Source organism: Micromonospora craniellae (genome assembly GCF_014764405.1).
GTDB lineage: Bacteria > Actinomycetota > Actinomycetes > Mycobacteriales > Micromonosporaceae > Micromonospora > Micromonospora craniellae.
Genome location: NZ_CP061725.1, coordinates 4,595,494 through 4,614,627 on the forward strand (window position 1 = coordinate 4,595,494; position 19,134 = coordinate 4,614,627).

General features: G+C 71.1%; 13 protein-coding genes. 8 read left to right on the forward strand and 5 right to left on the reverse strand.

All coding sequences use genetic code 11. From position 1 onward, the window contains the following. Positions 1-91: 91 nt before the first annotated feature. Complete coding sequence (locus ID554_RS20925) at positions 92-5,146, forward strand: NAD-glutamate dehydrogenase (protein WP_117225950.1); 5,055 nt, start codon at positions 92-94, stop codon at positions 5,144-5,146. 64 nt (positions 5,147-5,210) lie between these two features. Here the strand turns inward: ID554_RS20925 and ID554_RS20930 are convergent, their stop codons facing one another. Together ID554_RS20930 and ID554_RS20935 are read right to left on the reverse strand one after the other, a co-directional pair. After that, complete coding sequence (locus ID554_RS20930) at positions 5,211-5,936, reverse strand: class F sortase (RefSeq protein WP_117225949.1); 726 nt, start codon at positions 5,934-5,936, stop codon at positions 5,211-5,213. Beyond that, the gene (locus tag ID554_RS20935) at positions 5,920-6,834 is read right to left on the reverse strand and encodes a hypothetical protein (protein ID WP_117226413.1); all 915 of its coding nucleotides are present in this window, start codon (positions 6,832-6,834) and stop codon (positions 5,920-5,922) included. The genes ID554_RS20930 and ID554_RS20935 overlap by 17 nt, the downstream gene beginning before the upstream one ends. A 549-nt stretch (positions 6,835-7,383) precedes the next feature. On the opposite strand from ID554_RS20935, the gene ID554_RS20940 reads away from it, so the two are divergent. Continuing rightward, positions 7,384-9,192: a glycoside hydrolase family 6 protein gene (locus ID554_RS20940; RefSeq protein WP_117226412.1), complete on the forward strand. Its 1,809-nt coding sequence runs from the start codon at positions 7,384-7,386 to the stop codon at positions 9,190-9,192. A gap of 148 nt (positions 9,193-9,340) precedes the next feature. Here the strand turns inward: ID554_RS20940 and ID554_RS20945 are convergent, their stop codons facing one another. The 3 genes from ID554_RS20945 to ID554_RS20955 all read right to left on the reverse strand — a co-directional run bounded on the left by ID554_RS20945 (position 9,341) and on the right by ID554_RS20955 (position 11,379). Next, positions 9,341-9,718: a hypothetical protein gene (locus tag ID554_RS20945; RefSeq protein ID WP_117225948.1), complete on the reverse strand. Its 378-nt coding sequence runs from the start codon at positions 9,716-9,718 to the stop codon at positions 9,341-9,343. A gap of 130 nt (positions 9,719-9,848) precedes the next feature. Next, positions 9,849-10,772 (reverse strand): hypothetical protein, encoded by a 924-nt coding sequence (locus tag ID554_RS20950; RefSeq protein ID WP_117225947.1) that lies wholly within the window; start codon positions 10,770-10,772, stop codon positions 9,849-9,851. Between the two features lie 10 nt (positions 10,773-10,782). After that, complete coding sequence (locus tag ID554_RS20955) at positions 10,783-11,379, reverse strand: hypothetical protein (protein ID WP_117225946.1); 597 nt, start codon at positions 11,377-11,379, stop codon at positions 10,783-10,785. 379 nt (positions 11,380-11,758) lie between these two features. On the opposite strand from ID554_RS20955, the gene ID554_RS20960 reads away from it, so the two are divergent. From ID554_RS20960 to ID554_RS20985, 6 genes are all read left to right on the forward strand, one after another. After that, positions 11,759-14,494, forward strand: a complete 2,736-nt coding sequence (locus ID554_RS20960) for a sensor histidine kinase (protein WP_117225945.1) — start codon at positions 11,759-11,761, stop codon at positions 14,492-14,494. Further along, positions 14,494-14,913, forward strand: coding sequence for a roadblock/LC7 domain-containing protein (locus ID554_RS20965; RefSeq protein ID WP_191088592.1), 420 nt, complete (start codon positions 14,494-14,496; stop codon positions 14,911-14,913). The genes ID554_RS20960 and ID554_RS20965 overlap by 1 nt, the downstream gene beginning before the upstream one ends. Beyond that, positions 14,903-15,292 (forward strand): DUF742 domain-containing protein, encoded by a 390-nt coding sequence (locus ID554_RS20970; RefSeq protein WP_117225943.1) that lies wholly within the window; start codon positions 14,903-14,905, stop codon positions 15,290-15,292. The genes ID554_RS20965 and ID554_RS20970 overlap by 11 nt, the downstream gene beginning before the upstream one ends. After that, positions 15,273-15,875 (forward strand): GTP-binding protein, encoded by a 603-nt coding sequence (locus ID554_RS20975; protein WP_117225942.1) that lies wholly within the window; start codon positions 15,273-15,275, stop codon positions 15,873-15,875. The genes ID554_RS20970 and ID554_RS20975 overlap by 20 nt, the downstream gene beginning before the upstream one ends. A gap of 141 nt (positions 15,876-16,016) precedes the next feature. After that, the gene (locus tag ID554_RS20980; RefSeq protein WP_117225941.1) at positions 16,017-17,051 is read left to right on the forward strand and encodes a lactonase family protein; all 1,035 of its coding nucleotides are present in this window, start codon (positions 16,017-16,019) and stop codon (positions 17,049-17,051) included. Between the two features lie 145 nt (positions 17,052-17,196). Next, complete coding sequence (locus ID554_RS20985) at positions 17,197-18,960, forward strand: substrate-binding domain-containing protein (protein WP_117226411.1); 1,764 nt, start codon at positions 17,197-17,199, stop codon at positions 18,958-18,960. Positions 18,961-19,134: the final 174 nt, after the last annotated feature.

A 19,134-nucleotide genomic window follows, 5' to 3' on the forward strand; every position in this document is an offset into this window, starting at 1 on the left:
GTGGTACGCCGACGGGCCGACCGGTCGGTCTGGCCTAGGCTGGGCGGCGAGAGTGACCCACAACGCGGTGGGTCGAGGGGAGTGGCACCGAATGGACCGGCGTCCGGCGATCAAACCGGGACCCGACCTCCGGCAGGCTGACACCGGCCGGGACGACAGCTTCGACACGGCGACCGACGGAGACGGCTACGGCCGACTCGACACAGGAACGACCGGGATGACCGGTTCGAGCATCGACACCCTCTACGACCTGGGCCTGCCACCAGAGGCGCTGGCGGACGACGTGGAGGACGCCGAACTCGACGAGCCGGTGCCCAACGCCGAGCGGTTGGTGGCCCAAGCGGTCGCCCTGGCCGGCGACGACCACGACGCGGCGACCCTGGTGGGACGGTTCTGGCGGTTCGCGCCGGACGAGGAGCTGATCGGTTTCACCGCCGAGGAGATGCTCGACGCCGCGCGTGCCCACCGCCAGCTCGCCGAGCAGCGGGTGCCGGGCGAGTTGAAGCTGCGGATCCACTCGCCCGACGCGGAGCAGCACCACAGCGTGGTCGAGATCGTCACCGACGACATGCCGTTCCTGGTCGACTCGGTGACCGCCCTGCTCAACAGCCACCACCTGGACGTGCACCTGCTGGTGCACCCGTTGGTGGTGGTGCGCCGCGAGCCGCTGGGACGGCTGGTCGAGGTCGCCGCCGACGTGGAGCCGGACGACGCGATCGACGGTGACCTGGTCGAGAGCTGGATGCGGATCGAGATCGACCCGGTCCGTGACGAGGCGGAGCGCGACAAGCTGCGCCGCGAGTTGCAGCGGGTGCTCACCGACGTGCGGGAGGCCGTCGAGGACTGGCCCAAGATGCGGCAGTGCGCCCTCGCTCTCGCCGACGAGCTGGCCGCCGCGCGGACCAGCGACAACCGGCCGCCGGTGCCGGAGAAGGACATCACCGACTCGGTCGAGCTGCTGCGCTGGCTGGCCCACGACCACTTCACCTTCCTTGGGTACCGCGAGTACCGGCTGGTGCAGAACTCGACCGAGGGTGGGCCGGCGCTGGAGGCGGTGCTCGGCACCGGGCTGGGCATCCTGCGGCAGGACTCGCCGGAGGCACGGGCGCTGTCGTCGATGACGCCCGAGGCGCACGAGAAGGTCACCGAGAAGCGCCTGCTGATCATCACCAAGGCGAACTCGCGGGCCACCGTGCACCGCTCGGCGTACCTGGACTACATCGGTTTCAAGATCTTCAACGCCAACGGCGAGGTGGTGGGCGAGCGGCGGTTCCTCGGCCTCTTCTCCACCGCCGCGTACCGGACCAGCGTGCAGGAGCTGCCGGTGGTCCGGCGCAAGGTCGCCGAGGTGCTGGACCGCTCCGGACTGAGCCAGCGCAGCCACTCCGGCAAGGACCTGTTGCAGATCCTGGAGACGTACCCGCGCGACGAGCTGTTCCAGATCAAGACCGACGACCTCTACCACGCGGTGATCGGCGTACTGCGGATGGCGGGTCGCCGGCAGTTGCGGGTCTTCCTGCGCCGGGACGCGTACGGGCGGTTCATCTCCTGCCTGATCTACCTGCCCCGGGACCGGTTCACCACGCAGAACCGGCTGCGGATGCAGGACATCCTGCTGCGCGAGCTGAACGGTGTCGGGGTGGACTACACCACCCGGGTCACCGAGTCGATGCTGGCCCGGGTGCACTTCATCGTGCGTACCGACCCGAGCAGCCCGCCCGGGGACATCGACGCCGACCTGCTCGCCGAGGAGCTGGCCGACGCCACCCGGCTGTGGGACGACGACTACCGGCTGGTGCTGGAGCGCAAGCTCGGCGACGAGCAGGCCAAGCACCTGTTCGCCCGGTACGCCGACGCGTTCCCGGAGGGCTACAAGGACGGGCACACGCCGTACGAGGCGATGAAGGACCTGGCCAAGCTGGAGCTGTTGGAGGAGTCCGGCCAGCTCGAGATGCACCTGTTCCGCAAGCAGTTGCCGCCGCGCGCGGTCGCCCGGTCCGCGGACGTCGACGATTCGATGGACGTCCGGTTCAAGGTCTACCGCTACGGCGAGCCGATGATGCTCTCGGCCGTGCTGCCGGTGCTGCACTCGCTCGGCGTGAAGGTGGTCGACGAGCACCCGTACGAGGTGGAACGCGTCGACGGCCGGATCTGGCTGTACGACTTCGGGCTGCGACTGCCCGAGGGCCACCAGGAGCTGGCCGAGGTACGCCCGCACGTGGAGAACGCCTTTGCGGCGGCGTGGCGGGGCGAGGCCGAGGTGGACGGCTTCAACGAGCTGGTGTTGCGCGCCGGGCTCACCTGGCGGCAGGTGGTGGTGCTGCGGGCGTACGCAAAGTACCTGCGCCAGACCGGCACCGTCTTCTCCCAGGACTACATGGAGTCGACGTTCATCGCGTACCCGGGCATGGCCACGCTGCTGGTGCGGCTCTTCGAGGCCCGGTTCGAACCGGGGACGCTCACCGCCGAGCAGCGGGAACAGCGGGCCGCCGAGCTGGTGTCCGAGATCGACGCCGCGCTCGACGACGTGGCCAGCCTGGACCAGGACCGCATCCTGCGGGCGTACCTGACCCTGATCCAGGCCACCCTGCGGACCAGCTTCTACCAGAAGCCGATCGGCGGACGCCCCAAGCCGTACGTGGCGTTCAAGCTCGACCCGCAGGCCATCCCCGAGCTGCCGGCGCCCCGGCCGAAGTTCGAGATCTTCGTCTACTCGCCCCGCTTCGAGGGTGTGCACCTGCGGTTCGGGCCGGTGGCCCGGGGCGGCCTTCGCTGGTCCGACCGGCGCGAGGACTTCCGCACCGAGGTGCTCGGCCTGGTCAAGGCGCAGATGGTGAAGAACGCGGTGATCGTGCCGGTCGGCGCCAAGGGCGGCTTCGTGCTCAAGCAGCGTCCGGGCGACCGGGACGAGGCCGTGGTCTGCTACAAGGAGTTCATCTCGGCGCTGCTGGACGTCACCGACAACATCGTCGCCGGTGAGATTGTGCCGCCGGAGGACGTCGTCCGGCACGACAGCGACGACCCGTACATGGTGGTGGCGGCCGACAAGGGCACGGCGACCTTCTCCGACATCGCCAACGAGATCTCCGTCGCGCACAACTTCTGGATGGGCGACGCCTTCGCCTCCGGTGGTTCGGCGGGCTACGACCACAAGAAGATGGGCATCACGGCCCGGGGCGCGTGGGAGTCGGTCAAGCGGCACTTCCGCGAGTTGGGCCACGACACCCAGAGCCAGGACTTCACCGTGGTCGGGGTCGGCGACATGTCCGGCGACGTGTTCGGCAACGGGATGCTGCTCTCCGAGCACATCCGGCTGGTGGCCGCCTTCGACCACCGGCACATCTTCCTGGACCCGAACCCGGACGCGGGCACCTCGTTCGTCGAGCGCAAGCGGTTGTTCGAGATGTCCCGTTCGACCTGGGAGGACTACCACGCCGAGCTGATCTCCGCCGGCGGCGGCGTCTACCCGCGTACCGCGAAGTCGGTGCCGGTGTCGCCGCAGGTCCGCGCGGTGCTCGGGCTGCCCGACGACGTGACGCAGATCAGCCCGCAGGAGTTGATGAAGGCGATCGTCACCGCGCCGGTCGACCTGTTCTGGAACGGCGGCATCGGCACCTACGTCAAGGCCTCCGGCCAGACCAACGCGGAGGTGGGCGACAAGTCCAACGACGCGATCCGGGTGGACGGGCGCAACCTGCGCTGCCGGGTGGTCGGCGAGGGCGGCAACCTGGGCTTCACCCAGCAGGGCCGGATCGAGTACGCCCAGGCGGGCGGCCGGATGTACACCGACTTCATCGACAACGCGGCCGGGGTGGACTGCTCCGACCATGAGGTGAACATCAAGATCCTGCTGAACACGGCGGTGGCCGACGGCGAGCTGTCCGTACCCGAGCGCGACGACCTGCTCGCCCGGATGACCGACGAGGTCGCCGAGCTGGTGCTGCGGGACAACTACGACCAGGCCCGCGCCATCAACAACGCCCAGGCGCAGGCCGCGTCGCTGCTGCCGGTGCACCGACGGATGATCAGCCACCTGGAGCGCTCCGGCGAGCTGAACCGGGCGTTGGAGGCGCTGCCGCCGGACGAGGAACTGGCGGTACGGGCCGAGGCCGGGCTGACCGCGCCGGAGTTCGCGGTGCTGCTGGCGTACGTGAAGATCGTCTTGGAGAAGGAGATTCTCGCCGAGGGGCTGGCCGACGAGGAGTGGACCAACGAGGTGTTGGTCAACTATTTCCCGACCCCGATGCGGGAGCGGTTCGCCGACCGGATGGCACGGCACCGGCTGCGCCGCGACATCGTGACCACGGTGCTGGTCAACGAGGCGATCAACCGGGGTGGCATCTCGTTCGTCTACCGGGTGGTGGAGGAGACCGCCGCCACCGCCAGCGACGTGATCCGGGCGTACGTCGTGGTCCGCGAGGTGTTCGGGCTGCGTGAGGTCTGGGACGCCATCGAGGCCCTGGACAACCGCATCGACCCGGAGTTGCAGACCAGCGCCTACCTGGACACCCGACGCCTGCTCGACCGGGCGGTGCGCTGGCTGGTCACCAACCGGCGTGCGCCACTCGACGTGCCGGCGGAGATCGCCCGGCTGCGGGAGGGTGTGTCGGAGCTGCTGCCGAAGCTGGAGACGCTGTTCTACGGCACCGAGCGGGAGGGCATCGCGGCGCACATCGACTCGATGACCGAGCGGGGCGTGCCGCGTGAACTGGCGGAGCGCAACACCCGCCTGATGTACAGCTTCGGCCTGCTGGACGTGGTGGAGACCGGGGCCGGCAGCGGGCGGAACGTGAGCGAGGTGGCCTCGGTCTACTTCGTGCTCTCGAACCGGTTCCGGGTCGACTCGCTGCTGTCGAAGATCTCCCTGCTGCCCCGGGAGGATCGCTGGCAGACGCTGGCCCGGATGGCGCTGCGCTACGACCTGTACGCCGCGTTGGCCGCGCTCACCGGGGAGGTGCTCGACTCCACGCCGGGTGACCTTCCGCCGTCGGAGCGGGTACAGCAGTGGGAGCAGTCGAACGCCACCTCGATCCACCGCGCCGAGCGGGCGATGGGGGAGTTCGACGAGTCCCGCGCCGACCTGGCCGCGCTCTCGGTGCTGCTGCGCCAGATCCGTACCCTGGTGCGGACCTCCTCGGCCAGCTGACATGTAAGGAAGGGCCCCTTCTTAACGCCTCGTGCATAGGAAGGGGCCCTTCCTAACACTTCGGTCAGGTCGCCAGCGAGGCGAAGACGATCACGTTGTCCGGGTAATCGCCCCTGGCCTCGTCGAACGTGCCGCCGCAGGTGATCACGCGCAGTCCGGGCCGGTCGGACGGGCCGTACACCTGCTCGGTGGGGAAGGCGTTCTTGGGGTGGGCGGCCACCGAGTCCACCCGGAAGTCGACGGACCCGCCGTCCGCCCGGCTGACCGTGATGACGTCGCCGGGTTGCAGCGCGCCGAGGGAGAAGAAGACGGCCGCGCCGATCGCGGCGGAGTCCACGTGCCCGACGATCACCGAGTTGCCCACCTCGCCCGGGCTGGGACCCGGCTCGTACCAGCCGGCGCGCATCGCCTGGTCCAGCGGGGGGACCTCCACGGTGCCGTCGGGGTTGGTGCCGAGCGTCATGATCTTCGCGTTGACGCCGATGCGGGGAATCGTGATCGTGGTCGGGGTGGACCGGGGTAGCCCGGTCGCCGGGCCGGCTGCGCCGGACTCACCGCCGTCGAGGTCCGCGTCGTCCAGCGGCGTGGACGCGGCGCGCTCGGGGGCGCCCGGACCGGCCTGCGCCCGGGGCTGCGGTGGGCGTACCGGCTCGGTGGACCGCATCGACGCGCCGATCAGCCCGAAACCCGCCATGGCCAGCAGTACGACGACGGCGGCGCCGACGGCGCGCCACGGAGAACCGTGACGGCCGCCGGCCCGTCTCGCCGTCGTGTCAGACCGCGAACTCATCGGCCCGGCGCCGACGCATCAGCACGAGGCCGCCGAGGGTCGCCGCGCCGACCATGCCCGCTCCGGCGGTGGCCAGGCCACCCTTGGTGCCGGTGGCGATCCCACCGTCACCGCCGTCGACCCCGCCGTGCGGCAGGACCACCAGCTCACCCACGCCGCAGGAGCCCTTCAGCTCGTACGTGCCAGGCTTGGCGTCCTTGGCGACCCGGGCTTCGCCGTAGTAGACGAAGTCCTTCTCGTGCTCCCAGCGATCGCCCGAGTCGTCCTTGCCGTGCTTGTCCGACTCGTCCTTGCGGCGCTCACCGGACCACTCGTGCTCGCCCTCGCTCGACCAGTCCCGCTTGTCCTCGCCCTTCTCGTCCCGGTTCTTCCAGTCGTGCTCGGACTTCGCGTCGCGCTCCTCCTCGGCGGACGGGGCCTTGCGGTCCTGCGCGCCCTCCGCTTCCTGGCCGTGCTCCTCGGCCTTCCAGCCGCGGTCCTTGTCACCCGCGTCGGTCTCGTCGGCCGCACCGCCACCGGTGCCCTTCGACTCCGGCGCCGACTCGGCCTCGCCCGACCAGTCCTTGCCGTGCTGCGAGTCCTTGCGGTCCTCCCAGTCCTTGTGACCCTGTTTCCGGTCGTGGTCCCGGCCGCCCCGGTTGTCGCCCTTGTCGGCTGCCTCGAGTTCGACCTTCCCGGTGACCTTGGACCACACGAAGGGGTGTTCCTGCGCCTCTTCGCAGACCTGCACCAGCTTGACCTCGTCGCCGGCCTTCACCGCGTGTGGCCTGGCGAAGACCTTGCCCTCGTCCTCGTGACCGTGGCCGTCAGCGAGCGCGACCCCGGGTGCGAACACCAGCAGAGAGGCACTGCCGAGGGCGGCGCCCGTAACGACCTTCCCCAGCATCTTCTTAGCCATGACCTGTGTCACTCCATCCCTGTGTTGTCCTGTGGCTCGCACGACCGAGCCAGAACCGACGTTAGACCGTTTCATGGCCTATGAAGGGAAAGATTCGTGTTCTGCCATTCGTGCGATTTACCCGGCTGGCAGGGCTCCGCTGAGGGAGTCGTGCCGGGGCGTCCCGGGTGGGTCCGTTCCACTCCTCGTGACCGGTCATCGCCCGTACGGGCCGCTGATCGACGGCGATGTGTCACGTCGGGTGGCCCGTCGGGCGGGGTAGGGTTTCGAAAATATCGAACCATTGCCATGGAAGCGCTCCCATGCAAGAATCTCTGCACGCGGTGAGCGGAGCCACACCGCGCAGGCAGGTGTCGAGGGCAGCCGGTGTCACCGGACGACCACTTGCCGTCGGCCGGGTACGCCGGTCGTGCACCACCACCAACGCCCGCCCGGGTCGGGCGCTCCCGAAAAATCCCGTTGGCACCGGCGGTCGTCCGTGAGGACGTCCCTCGGGTGCCACGTGCCGGGCCCTACGCGGATCCGGTCTCGCCCAAGGAGATCAGTGGCATGAATGTGTGGAGAAGGCTGTCCAGTCGACGCCGCGCCGTCGCGCTGGCCGGCGCGAGCGCGCTGGTCGCGGGCGGTTTGGTGACGATTCCGGTCACCGCGGCGCACGCCGCGACGCAGTGCGACGTCGCGTACACGACGAACGACTGGCAGGGTGGCTTCACCGCCACCATCACCATCCGGAACATCGGTGACGCGCTCAGCGGATGGACCCTCGGCTTCACGTTCCCCGACGCCAACCAGCGCGTACAGCAGGGCTGGTCGGCCCGCTGGAGCCAGTCGGGCCGGAACGTGACCGCGCAGAACGAGTCCTACAACGGCAACCTCGCCACCGGTGCCAGCACCAGCATCGGCTTCAACGGCTCCTGGAGCGGCAGCAACCCGCGCCCCACCTCGTTCACGGTGAACGGCGTGGCCTGCAACGGCGGCACCACGCCGACCACGCCGGCACCGACCACGCCGGCACCGACCACGCCGGCACCGACCACGCCGGCACCGACCACGCCGGCACCCACCACCCCGCCGCCCACGACGCCGCCGCCCGGCGGACCTCGGGTGGACAACCCGTACCTGAACGCCCGGGGCTACGTGAACCCGGAGTGGAAGGCCAAGGCCGAGTCGGTCAGCGGCGGTAACCGGATCTCGAACACCCCGACGGGTGTGTGGCTGGACCGGATCGCGGCGATCGAGGGCACCGACAACAGCCAGTCCAACGGCCCGATGGGTCTGCGTGACCACCTGGACGAGGCGCTGCGGCAGAACGCCCAGTACATCCAGGTCGTCATCTACAACCTGCCCGGCCGCGACTGCGCGGCGCTCGCCTCCAACGGTGAGCTGCAGGCCCACGAGCTGCCCAGGTACAAGGCGCAGTACATCGACCCGATCGCAGCGATCATGGGTGACGCGAAGTACCGCAACCTGCGGATCATCACCATCATCGAGATCGACTCGCTGCCGAACCTGGTGACCAACACCTCCGGAAACCCGGGCGGCACCGCGATGTGCGACACGGTGAAGGCCAACGGCGCGTACGTGCAGGGTGTCGGCTACGCCCTCGCCAAGCTCGGCGCGATTCCGAACGTCTACAACTACATCGACGCCGCGCACCACGGCTGGATCGGCTGGGACAGCAACTTCGTCCCGACCGCCCAGATCCTGCGCGAGGCGGCCGGCGCCTCCAACGCCACCGTCGCCAACGTGCACGGCTTCATCGTGAACACCGCGAACTACTCGGCGCTGCGTGAGCCGTACGCCCGGGTCACCGACTCGGTGAACGGCCAGACGGTGCGGCAGTCGAAGTGGATCGACTGGAACCAGTACAACGACGAGCTGTCCTTCGCCCAGGCGTTCCGGCAGGAGCTGGTCCGGCAGGGCTTCGACAGCAACATCGGCATGCTGATCGACACCTCCCGTAACGGCTGGGGCGGCAGCGCCCGGCCCACCGGTGCGGGCCCGACGACCAGTGTGGACGCCTACGTGGACGGTGGTCGGACCGACCGTCGTATCCACAAGGGCAACTGGTGCAACCAGTCCGGTGCGGGTCTGGGCGAGCGGCCGAAGGCCGCGCCGGAGCCGGGTATCGACGCGTACGTCTGGATCAAGCCCCCGGGTGAGTCGGACGGCTCCAGCCGCGAGATCCCCAACAACGACGGCAAGGGCTTCGACCGGATGTGCGACCCGACCTACGAGGGCAACGCCCGTAACGGCAACAACCGCAGTGGTGCCCTGCCGGACGCCCCGATCTCGGGCGCCTGGTTCCCGGCGCAGCTCTCCGAGCTGATGCGCAACGCCTACCCGCCGTTGTCCTGACGGTCAGGCATACCGGCCGCCAGCGGTAGGTGAGGCGCTGCGGCGGCAGGTTCCCCGGGCCCCTGGTCCGACCGCACCGGTCGGACCAGGGGCCCCTCTCGCTGCGCGGGAGGAGGTCCGCCCGAATCGGGTGGACCCTGTTCCGCGCTCAGGGCACCGTCTTCTCGATCGCCGCCCGGCCGGTCTCGGCCAGCTCACGCCGGGCGCGTTCGACGTTCTCGGGGGTGAGGTCCTGACCTCGCGCCATCACCAGGTCCTCCGGCTCCCACGGCTGCTCGGCGCCGGTCCGGATGTTGTCCCCGCCGGCTCCGGTGCCGGTACCGGTCGCGCCGGTGCCCGCCGCGTACGGATCGGCGATGACGTCCTCGGTCGGTGCGTCGCGGTCGAGCCGTTCGCCCGGTCCGGCGAAGGCCGGAGTCTCCTGGTCGAATCCGCCGCCGGTCATCAGCTCGGGGACGCCGCTGTCGTCGTCCACCGCCGCGGCCACCTCGGGGCGCTCCTCCAGCGGTCGTTCACGATCCGTCATCGTTGCCGCCTCCTGTCCGCCGCACAGTTCCTCCGGCCCCCTGCGGGTACCCGCCGGATACCGCGCCATGCCTACGACGGCACGACGAAGGCGGGCACCCCGCTCCGGGACACCCGCCTCCCGACACCGATCAGCGGCCGAGCACCCGATCGAGGAAGTCGCGGTACTCGCGGACGGCCACCCGGAGCTGCTCGGTGTCGGGTGAGCCTGCCTCCTGCCAACCGCCGAGCTTGTTCTTGTGCTCCGCCAGCGCCGTGGAGAGCGCCTGCATGGCCTCGTCGACGAGCGACTGCGCCTGACCGGCGGCGGCCTGCGGGTCGTCCACGAAGCGGAGCTGGACGTCACGCCAGCGGTCCCGGAAGCCCTGTGCGGTCGCCCCGTCGAAGAGGGTCGCCGCGCCGGCGAGAACCGACGAACCGGTGGTGTCGGAGTCGCCGCTCGGCGACGGCCCGTCCGGGTCGACCATCGTCGGGGCGGCGCTGCCGTAGCCGGGGCCGCCGGCCGCCGCCGCGTCGGTGGTGTCGACCGTCGAGGTGCGCTCCGTCTCGCCGCCGGGAGTGAGCGGCTCGGCCCGCCCGTCGAGGTTGTCGGCCCGGTGGCCGGCCGGCTCAACCTCGACAGCCGTGTCGGTGTCGTCGAGGTCGTCGCCGGTGCGGCCGAACTCGGCGGTGGGATCGGCCCGCAGCCCCTCCCGCTCCCCGTCGACGGCGCCGTCGCCCGGCCGGGCGGTGCGCTCCGCGCGCGGGTCGATCTCGTCCTCGGGGCGCGGGCTGGCCATCGCGGACGCGGCCACCGCGCCGCCCACGGAGGTGGCGCCGAAGGCGGTCGGCACCGGAGCGGGCTCGGTCACCTCACCACCCTCGTCGTCGCGCGGCCGACCGTCCCACGGGCGGTTGCGGTCGGTGGACTCCACACGGTCGCGGTCCGTCGGCTCGTCGGTGCGGTCGGGGTCGTCCGGTACGTCCCGGTGGGCACCGTTCGGCGGCACTGCCACCGGGGCAGACCGGACGGCCTCGGGGTGGTCGTTGTTGAGCTGCTGCTCGTCTTGCCGCATGGTGCTCTCCTCAGCGGTTCGTGGCGTCATGGGCGGCCTCGGGGTGGCGCTGCTCCGGCGAGGTGGCGGCCGCGACCGGTTCCTCGCCGAGCAGGTCGGCGAAGAGGGCGCGGTAGTGCACGACGGCCTGACGGAGGTCCTCGGTGCTGGCCTCGCCCCGGGAATTGCGCAGGTGGATCTCGTGCGCGTCCCGGTAGTGGCTGAGCGTCCGGGCGTGCTCGACGGACAGGTGGGCGATCTGGTCCGAGAAGTCACCGGTGGGGTAGCCCCGCTCGGCGACGAGCCGGGTGACCAGTTCGTCGGCCTGACCGACGGTCTCGGCGGGGGAGTCGACGAAACGCACCTGGAGTTCCTCCCAGGCGGCGGCGTACCGGGCGCGGGAGCCGGGGTCCAGCGGGACGAGTTCGAGTCCGGCGTGCCGGCGTTCCCGGTCCCGCAACTCCCGCTCGGCGGCGCTGCGGCTGTCCCGTTCGGCGACGACGTGGTCGTACTCGGGTCCGAAGCGTTGCCGCAGCGAACGGCGGCGGCCGGCCACGACGACGGCCGCGGCCACGGCGGCGACCACCAGGATGATGAGGACGGTGACGACTATCTGCGTGGGCGACATGGCTCCTCCTTCGCCTTGAGGTATTCCCTCCGAGCACTGATCGCCAATCCCGTTCCGGAGCACTTTCCTCACCCGAATCGGTGGTGAGGCAGGGCGGAGCCTCGTCCTGACGGGACGAGCGGCGACCTGGGGCGTCGGCCGGGGCCGGGAAACCGGGCGAGCGGCGCGGCGTCGTCCATTCCGGGCGGCAGGCACCTCCCCGGTGCGTTCGGCACCGTATAGGTAGTCTCGACAGACGGTAGTGCGTCCGGCGCGGATTACGTATCCTGCCCAAGGCGCCCGAGCCCGGGCGCCTCGGCGGGCCATCGGGGGTGCGCGCCGGTGACGGTGCCCGGCCCGTGCCGGAGCCCTTCCAGCCACCCTTCCGGGCGAGGTCCGATTGAACACCCGCGACTGGCCGATCCGCTCCAAGCTGACCGCGCTGGTCGTGGTGCCGGTGACCGCGCTGCTGGCACTGTGGATATTCGCGACCACGCTCACCTTCGGTCCCGCTCTGGATCTGCTCGCCGCCCGGACCCTCCTCTACGATTTGGGACGGCCGGGCGAGACGGTGGTGGCCGAACTGCAGCGGGAGCGCCGGCTCTCGGTGGTGCATCTCGGCTCGCCCCGTACGGTCTGCGGTCAGCCGCCGGCCAACTGCGTGTTGCCGGAGTTGGTCGCGCAGCGGGACCGCACCGACACCGCGATCGCCGAACTGCGTCGCCGGGTCGCCGGGGAGCAACTGCGCGACGCCGCCGGCGAGCTGCTCGAGTCCCGGCTGGACCGGTTTCTCGGCGATCTCGACGCGCTGCCGGCGGGGCGCCCGTTCATCGACCGTCGTGACCTCGACCGGGCGGGGGTGATCGGCCTCTACAGTGGCATGATCTCGTCGGCGTTCCACACCTTCTCCGCCCTGGCGAACCTGCCGGACCAGGACCTCAACCGGGAAGCGCGGGCGCTGACCGATATCGGTCGCTCCCGCGAGCTGCTCGGGCAGACCGACGCGTTGCTGGCCGGTGCGCTGATTGGCGGACGGCTCGCCGAGGGCGAGCACACGCTGCTCGTGCAGGGCATCGCCAACCAGCGCTTCCTGACCGAGAGTGCGGTGGCCGACCTGCCGGAGCCGGACCGCGTGGCGTACCAACGGTTGACCGAGCAGGACGCGTTCACGCAGTTGCGGCAGATGCAGGACGATCTGGTCGCCGCCGACCCCTCGGCCCGCCTCCGGATCGACCAGCAGGCATGGCAGAGCAACTACGACACCGTGCAGCAGTCGCTGCGGGACTTCGAGCTGACCCAGGCCGACGGGCTGGCCGACCGCTCGGTGCCGATGGCGGTGCGCACCCTGGTCCGGCTGGCCGCCGCCGGCCTGCTCGGCCTGGTCGCCGTCGTGCTCTCACTCGTGGTCGCGCTGCGGGTCGGCCGGTCGCTGGCGCAACGGCTGACCCAGGTACGCGGCACCGTCAAGGAGGCCGAGGAGCGCCTGCCCGAGGTGGTGGCCCGGCTGCGGCAGGGCGAGCAGGTCGACGTGGCCCGGGAGGCGCCGCTGGCCGACCGGGGCGCGGACGAGATCGGCCAGGTGGCCCAGGCGTTCACCGAGGTGCACAAGGCCGCGATCCGCTCCGCAATGGTCGAGGTGAGCCTGCGGCGCGGTCTCAACGAGGTCTTCCTGAACATCGCCCGACGCAGCCAGGGGTTGGTGCACCGGCAGCTCACCGTGCTCGACCGGATGGAACGGGACGCCGAGGACCCGGACCATCTTGCCGAGTTGTTCCGGGTCGACCACCTCGCCACCCGGTTGCGACGGCACGCCGAGGACCTGGTCATCCTCGCCGGTGCCGCACCCGGGCGGGGCTGGCGCAACCCGGTGGCCATGGTGGACCTCATCCGGGGCGCGACCTCCGAGGTCGAGTCGTACGACCGGGTGGACATCGTCAACGTCCAGCCCGCCGGCACCGTGGGCCGGGTGGTCGGCGACATCATCCACCTGCTCGCCGAACTGATCGAGAACGCCACCGCGTACTCGCCGCCGGACTCTCGGGTCGAGATCTCGGGCGAGCACGTCGCGCACGGGTACGCGCTCTCCGTCACCGACCACGGGCTCGGCATGACGCCTGCCGCCATCGAGGAGGCCAACCGGAAGCTCGCCCGGTCACCGGACTTCGACCCGGCCGAGACCGCGCGCCTGGGGTTGTTCGTGGTCGCGCGGCTCGCCGCCCGGCACGACGTACGGGTGCGGTTGCGGGAGTCGGACGGGACCGGGCTGACCGCCGTGGTGCTGATCCCGGCGGCATTGATCACCGCCGAGCCGTCGCCGCTGCCCGACCTGGACGCGCCGGCCGGTGACGACGAGGCCGCCACCCCGGAGCAGCGGCGGCTGGCCCGGGCCACCCGGCTGACCACGGTGTCCCGACAGAGCACCCGAGCGCAGGCCGGACCGGACAAGCAGGCGTCCACCGAGGCGGTGGCGGCGAGTAGGGCCGGCAGCCGGGGCGGCCCGACCTCCGGGTCCGCCGTCGGCCCGGCCGAGGCCGACGGCCTGCCCCGCCGCATCCGCCAGCGGGGCCCGGCCGTCACCGCACCGCCGGCCGCCGCCCCCGAGCCGCCACCGCGGAACTCGTCCGCCGGACCGGCACCGGTCGGGCCGCCGCCTCCGGTGGCGCCGGACGCCGCCTCGACGGAGGTGGCGTCCGGCAACGGGTCGTCCGGCCCGGCCGGGCACCGGGCGGCACCCGACCGTGACCAGGGCGTCGTCGACGCGCCGACGGTGTGGATGCCGGTGGTCTCCTCGGCGATCGACGGTCCGACCGTGCGGCAACCGGTGGTGGTCCCGCGCGGGCCGATCCGGCCGCTCGGCGAGCCGACCCCGCGCAGTCCGGAGGAGGCCCGCCGGTTCATGTCGGCGCTCCAGGCGGGCACCACGCGGGGCCGGCGCGCCGCCGTCGCGCCGAATGACGACGCGGGACGCGCCGGACCGCCGAGCGACGACGCGGAGCGCACCGGACCGGCCACGCCGGGTCGACCCGGTGCCGTCTCCGCCGACCAGCAGCAGGACCGGAGCGCCGAGCCGGCAGAGTCGCCGGCCGACGATCCGGCGACTGTGCAACCCCCGACCGCGACTGAGAGGGACGCCTGATGCATTCGACGAGGCAGAGTGCCGATCTCGGCTGGTTGCTGGACGACCTGTTGGAACGGGTACCGACCGCGCGGCAGGCGGTGGTGCTCTCGGCGGACGGCCTGCTGCTCGGCTGCTCCACGGGAATGGACAAGTCCGATGCCGAGCATCTGTGCGCGCTGGCCTCCGGGCTGTCCAGCCTGGCCCGGGGCGCGAGCCGCCATCTCATCGGCGGGCCGGTGCGCCAGACGGTGGTGGAGATGGAGTCCGCGTACCTCTTCGTGACGGCAGCCGGGCAGGGCACCTGCCTCGCGGTGGCCAGTGACACCGACGCTGACATCGGCCTGGTGGCGTACGAGATGGCGATGCTGGTGACCCGGGTGGGCGAGAATCTGGGGACACCGACGCGGGCGTCGATGGGTGTCGCCGATGCGCACTGACTTACCGGGGAACCAACACGAGTGGCTCGACGCCGACGCCGGCCCGGTGGTCCGGCCGTACACCCTGACCGGCGGCCGGGTCCGGGCCAGCGCGGACGCCTTCGACCTGGTGGCGTACGTGCTTGCGAAGCCGGACCCGGACCTCGGCGCCTATCCGGAGCTGTACCCGGAACACCGGCTGCTGGTGGAACTCGCCGGCCGGGGAACGCCGGTGGTGGAACTCGCCGCCGATCTCAACCTGGCCATCGGTGTGGTCCGGGTGCTGCTCGGCGATCTACTCTCCCGGGGACTGGTCGCTGTGCACCAGCCGCCGCGTGCCACGTACCTGCCCGACAACGACATCCTCAAGGCGGTGGTCGATGGACTCCGTGCGTTATGACGGCGAGCGGCGGGGCCACGGGGTCCCGATCGCGCTGAAGATCCTCGTCGCCGGCGGCTTCGGTGCCGGCAAGACGACGCTGGTCAGCGCGTTGAGTGAGGTCCGGCCGTTGCAGACCGAGGAGATCTTGACCGGGGCGGGGATCGAGACCGACGACCTCTCCGGAGTGGAGACGAAATCGACCACCACGGTGGCGATGGACTTCGGCCGGATCACCATCAACGACGACCTCCAGCTGTACCTGTTCGGCACGCCCGGGCAGGACCGGTTCTGGTTCCTCTGGGACGAGCTGGCTTTCGGGGCGCTCGGCGCGGTGGTGCTCGCGGACACCCGTCGGCTGGCCGACTGCTTCCCGTCGATCGACTACTTCGAGCAGCGCGGCATCCCGTTCGTGGTCGGGGTCAACTGCTTCGACAACTCGCAGCGGTTCAGTCTGGAGGCGGTACGCCGGGCCCTCGACCTCGACGGCGACGTGCCGATGGTGCTCTGCGACGCTCGTGACCGGCAGTCCGGCAAGACGGTGTTGATCTCCCTGGTCGAGCACGTGGCCCGGCAGCGGGGCGAGCCGGTTCCGGCGGCCTGACCCGGGTTTCGGACGCCTGTCGAGGCCGGGCCGTTCCGGGAGGACCAAAGGTCCGTCCCGGATTCAAGGTCTAACCGGCCCACATCGGGGCAAGGCTTCTGGTGGGATCGACGCAGGGATTCGGCAAGGAGGCGGTACGCGGTGGCAGTTCAGGGCGAGATCGTGCACATCGGCGGGTACACCGCGCAGAGCGGGGGCCGGGCCATCGGCATCGTCGCGGCCCGTCGGGATCCGCGCTCCGGCGAGCTGACGTCGCTGGGCACGGTCGCGGTCACCGCGTCACCGTCCTTCCTCGCCCGCCACCCCCGCCTGCCGATGCTGTACGCGGTCAACGAGCTGCCCACCGGTGAGATCAGTGCCTGGCGGGTGGGCGCCGACGGGGAACTGGACGCGGCCGGCACGCAGCCGACCGGTGGGGCGGAGCCGTGTCACCTGGCGGTCACCCCGGGCGGCGGGCACCTCGTGGTGGCCAACTACGGCAGCGGCAGCGTGACCGTGTTCCCCCTCGACGCCGACGGGGTCCCGGGTGCGCGTACCGACGTGGTGGCACACCAGGGGCACGGGCCGAACCCCGAGCGGCAGGAACAGGCGCACGCGCACATGGTCTCGCCGGGCGCGGACGGCGAGCCGCTGCTCGCCGTCGACCTGGGTACCGACTCGATCTACCGGTACGACCTCGACATGACGGGCGGGCTGACCTCCCGGGGTGCCCGGGTGCGGACAGCTCAGGGGGTGGGTCCCCGGCACGTGGCCCGGCACCCGGACGGCCGGCACTGTTATGTCGCCGGTGAGTTGGACGGCTCGGTTCTCGCGTACGAGGTGACCGGCGACGGGGGGCTCCAGGAACTCGGGCGGGTCGAGGCCAGCGATCGTGCCGGGCACGTGCAACCGTCGGAGATCGCCGTGGGTGCCGACGGACGCTTCCTCTACGTCGCCAACCGTGGGGTGGGCACGATCGCCGTCTTCGCTCTCGGCGCGGGCCTGCCGAAGCAGGTCGCGGAGGTGGAGACCGGCGGCGAGTGGCCGCGCCACTTCGCGCTCGTCGGCGAGCACCTGTACGTCGTCGACGAGCGGGCAGATATGGTACGCACTTTCCTCGTCGACCGGGAGTCTGGAGTTCCGACGCCGTTGGGGGAGCCGCTCGTGGTCGCCAGCCCGACTTGCCTTCTGCCCTGATCGTGGGCTTGAGACATAGATGCATCCACATTGCGCCGTTGCATCGTGACGCAAAGTTACGATTCTGCAGTGATCTGTTTCTCCTCTGTAACTTTCGACCGAAAGGCCATGGCAGACCACCGGCCGGGTACGCAAGATGGTCTGCGTGTCAGCAGGCCGCCATCGCATGCGTTCAGGTATTCACGCCGCCGCCGCCGCGGCGGCGGTCGGCGTTCTCGTCGTCACGGCCGGGGGGTGGGTCGGTTATCGCCAACTCGCCGGTCCGGACTGCTCCGGCAAGATCGAGCTGTCCGTCGCCGTGGCCGGCGAGCTCGCTCCGGCGGTGGACCAGGCGGCCTCCGAGTGGGAGGAGAAGGGTGCCGCCGTCGAGGGGACCTGCATCGACGTGACGGTCACGGCGGCCGACCCGGTCGAGGTGGCGGCGGTGGTGGCGGCCAGGCACGGCGCGACCCTGGCCGGTGTGGGCCAGGCCAGCGGCACCGCGGTGAGCCCCGACGTCTGGATCCCGGACTCCTCCACCTGGCTGCTGCGACTCAAGACCGGTGGCGCGGCGGCCTTCGAGCCGGGTAACGGGGCGTCGATCGCCAGCAGCCCGGTGGTCGTCGCGATGCCGGAGCCGATCGCCGCCCGGCTCGGCTGGCCGCAGAAGGAACTCGACTGGACACAGCTGCTGGCCCGGGTGAACAGCGACCGGCCGCTGCGAACCGGGATCGTCGAGCCGACCCGGGACGCCGCCGGCCTGTCCGGTTTGCTGTCGCTGATGACCGCGGCGTCGTCCACCGGCGGTGCCACCGCCGAGCAGGACCGGGTCGGCGCGCTGCGGGCGCTGGCGTCGGGTGCCTCGGCGCTGCGCCAGGACCTGCTCGCGAAGTTCCCGACCTCGGCGGACAACACCACGCTGGCCAGCGCCCTCGGCGCGGCGGCGCTCTCCGAGGAGGACGTCATCCAGTACAACGCCCGCAAGCCTCCGGTGCCGTTGGCGGCGCTGTATCTCAAGCCGGCACCGCTGCCGCTGGACTACCCGTACGCGGTGCTGCCCGGCATCGACCCGGCCAAGGCGTCCGCCGCCCGGGTGCTGTTCGAGGCGCTGACCACCTCGTCGTTTAGGGACAGGCTGGCCACGCAGTCGTTGCGCGGGCCGGACGGGAACTGGGGTGCCGGCTTCGCGGCGCCGCAGGGTGCGCCCAGCCCGGCCGGTGGCGACGCCTCCGCCGCGCCGCCGCCACAGGGCGGGGTGGCTGCCGGTGGGCTGGCGCCGGACGCGGTGGAGCGGGCGGTGTCGAGCTGGTCGATCGCCACCCTGTCCGGCCGGATGCTCTGCATCATCGACGTCTCCGGCTCGATGAAGAAGACCGTGCCGACGGCCAACGGGGCGACCCGGCAGCAGGTCACCATCGAGGCGGCCCGCCGCGGCCTGAACCTCTTCGACGACTCCTGGTCGATCGGGCTGTGGGTGTTCTCCACCAATCTGGTGGGTACGCGGGACCACCGCGAGGTGGTGCCGATCGGGCCGCTGTCGCGGCAGCGCAGCACCCTGGAGCGGGGTCTGGACACGGTCGCCTCGTCCAGTGGTGACACCGGCCTGTACGACACGCTGCTGGCCGCCTACAAGGACGTCCAGCGGAACTGGGAACCGGGCAAGGTCAACTCGATCGTGCTCTTCACAGACGGCAAGAACGAGGACGCCGACGGCATCTCGCAGCGCCAGCTGATCGCCGAGCTGGAGCGGATCAAGGACCCGGAGCAGCCGATCCAGGTCATCATCGTGGGAATCGGCACCGAGGTGAGCAAGTCGGAGCTGGACACCATCGCCGGGGCCGCCGGCGGCGGGGCGTTCATCGCCGCCGACCCGACCAAGATCAGTGACATCTTCCTCAGGGCGATCGCCCTGAGGAAGGCGCCGGCCTGAGCAAAGGCACAGGACTGGGGTCTGCGGTACCGGAGAAAGCAGTACGACAGGCCCCTTTCCGGTCGTCCTCCACACCGGAAAGTGACGGCAATACGTCGGAAGCAATCGGCCCTCATAGTTATCAAGGCAGGATGTTCCTCGTGCACCGGCAGATCCGGCCGCCCGTCCCGGCCG

What these genes read in the sequence shown, in the direction of transcription:
- ID554_RS20930 (WP_117225949.1), bottom strand. Translation starts at nt 5,936, where the DNA reads ATGAGTTCGCGGTCTGACACGACGGCGAGACGGGCCGGCGGCCGTCAC.
- ID554_RS20975 (WP_117225942.1), top strand. Translation starts at nt 15,273, where the DNA reads ATGGACTCCGTGCGTTATGACGGCGAGCGGCGGGGCCACGGGGTCCCG.
- ID554_RS20940 (WP_117226412.1), top strand. Translation starts at nt 7,384, where the DNA reads ATGAATGTGTGGAGAAGGCTGTCCAGTCGACGCCGCGCCGTCGCGCTG.
- ID554_RS20965 (WP_191088592.1), top strand. Translation starts at nt 14,494, where the DNA reads ATGCATTCGACGAGGCAGAGTGCCGATCTCGGCTGGTTGCTGGACGAC.
- ID554_RS20925 (WP_117225950.1), top strand. Translation starts at nt 92, where the DNA reads ATGGACCGGCGTCCGGCGATCAAACCGGGACCCGACCTCCGGCAGGCT.
- ID554_RS20950 (WP_117225947.1), bottom strand. Translation starts at nt 10,772, where the DNA reads ATGCGGCAAGACGAGCAGCAGCTCAACAACGACCACCCCGAGGCCGTC.
- ID554_RS20970 (WP_117225943.1), top strand. Translation starts at nt 14,903, where the DNA reads ATGCGCACTGACTTACCGGGGAACCAACACGAGTGGCTCGACGCCGAC.
- ID554_RS20955 (WP_117225946.1), bottom strand. Translation starts at nt 11,379, where the DNA reads ATGTCGCCCACGCAGATAGTCGTCACCGTCCTCATCATCCTGGTGGTC.
- ID554_RS20945 (WP_117225948.1), bottom strand. Translation starts at nt 9,718, where the DNA reads ATGACGGATCGTGAACGACCGCTGGAGGAGCGCCCCGAGGTGGCCGCG.
- ID554_RS20935 (WP_117226413.1), bottom strand. Translation starts at nt 6,834, where the DNA reads ATGGCTAAGAAGATGCTGGGGAAGGTCGTTACGGGCGCCGCCCTCGGC.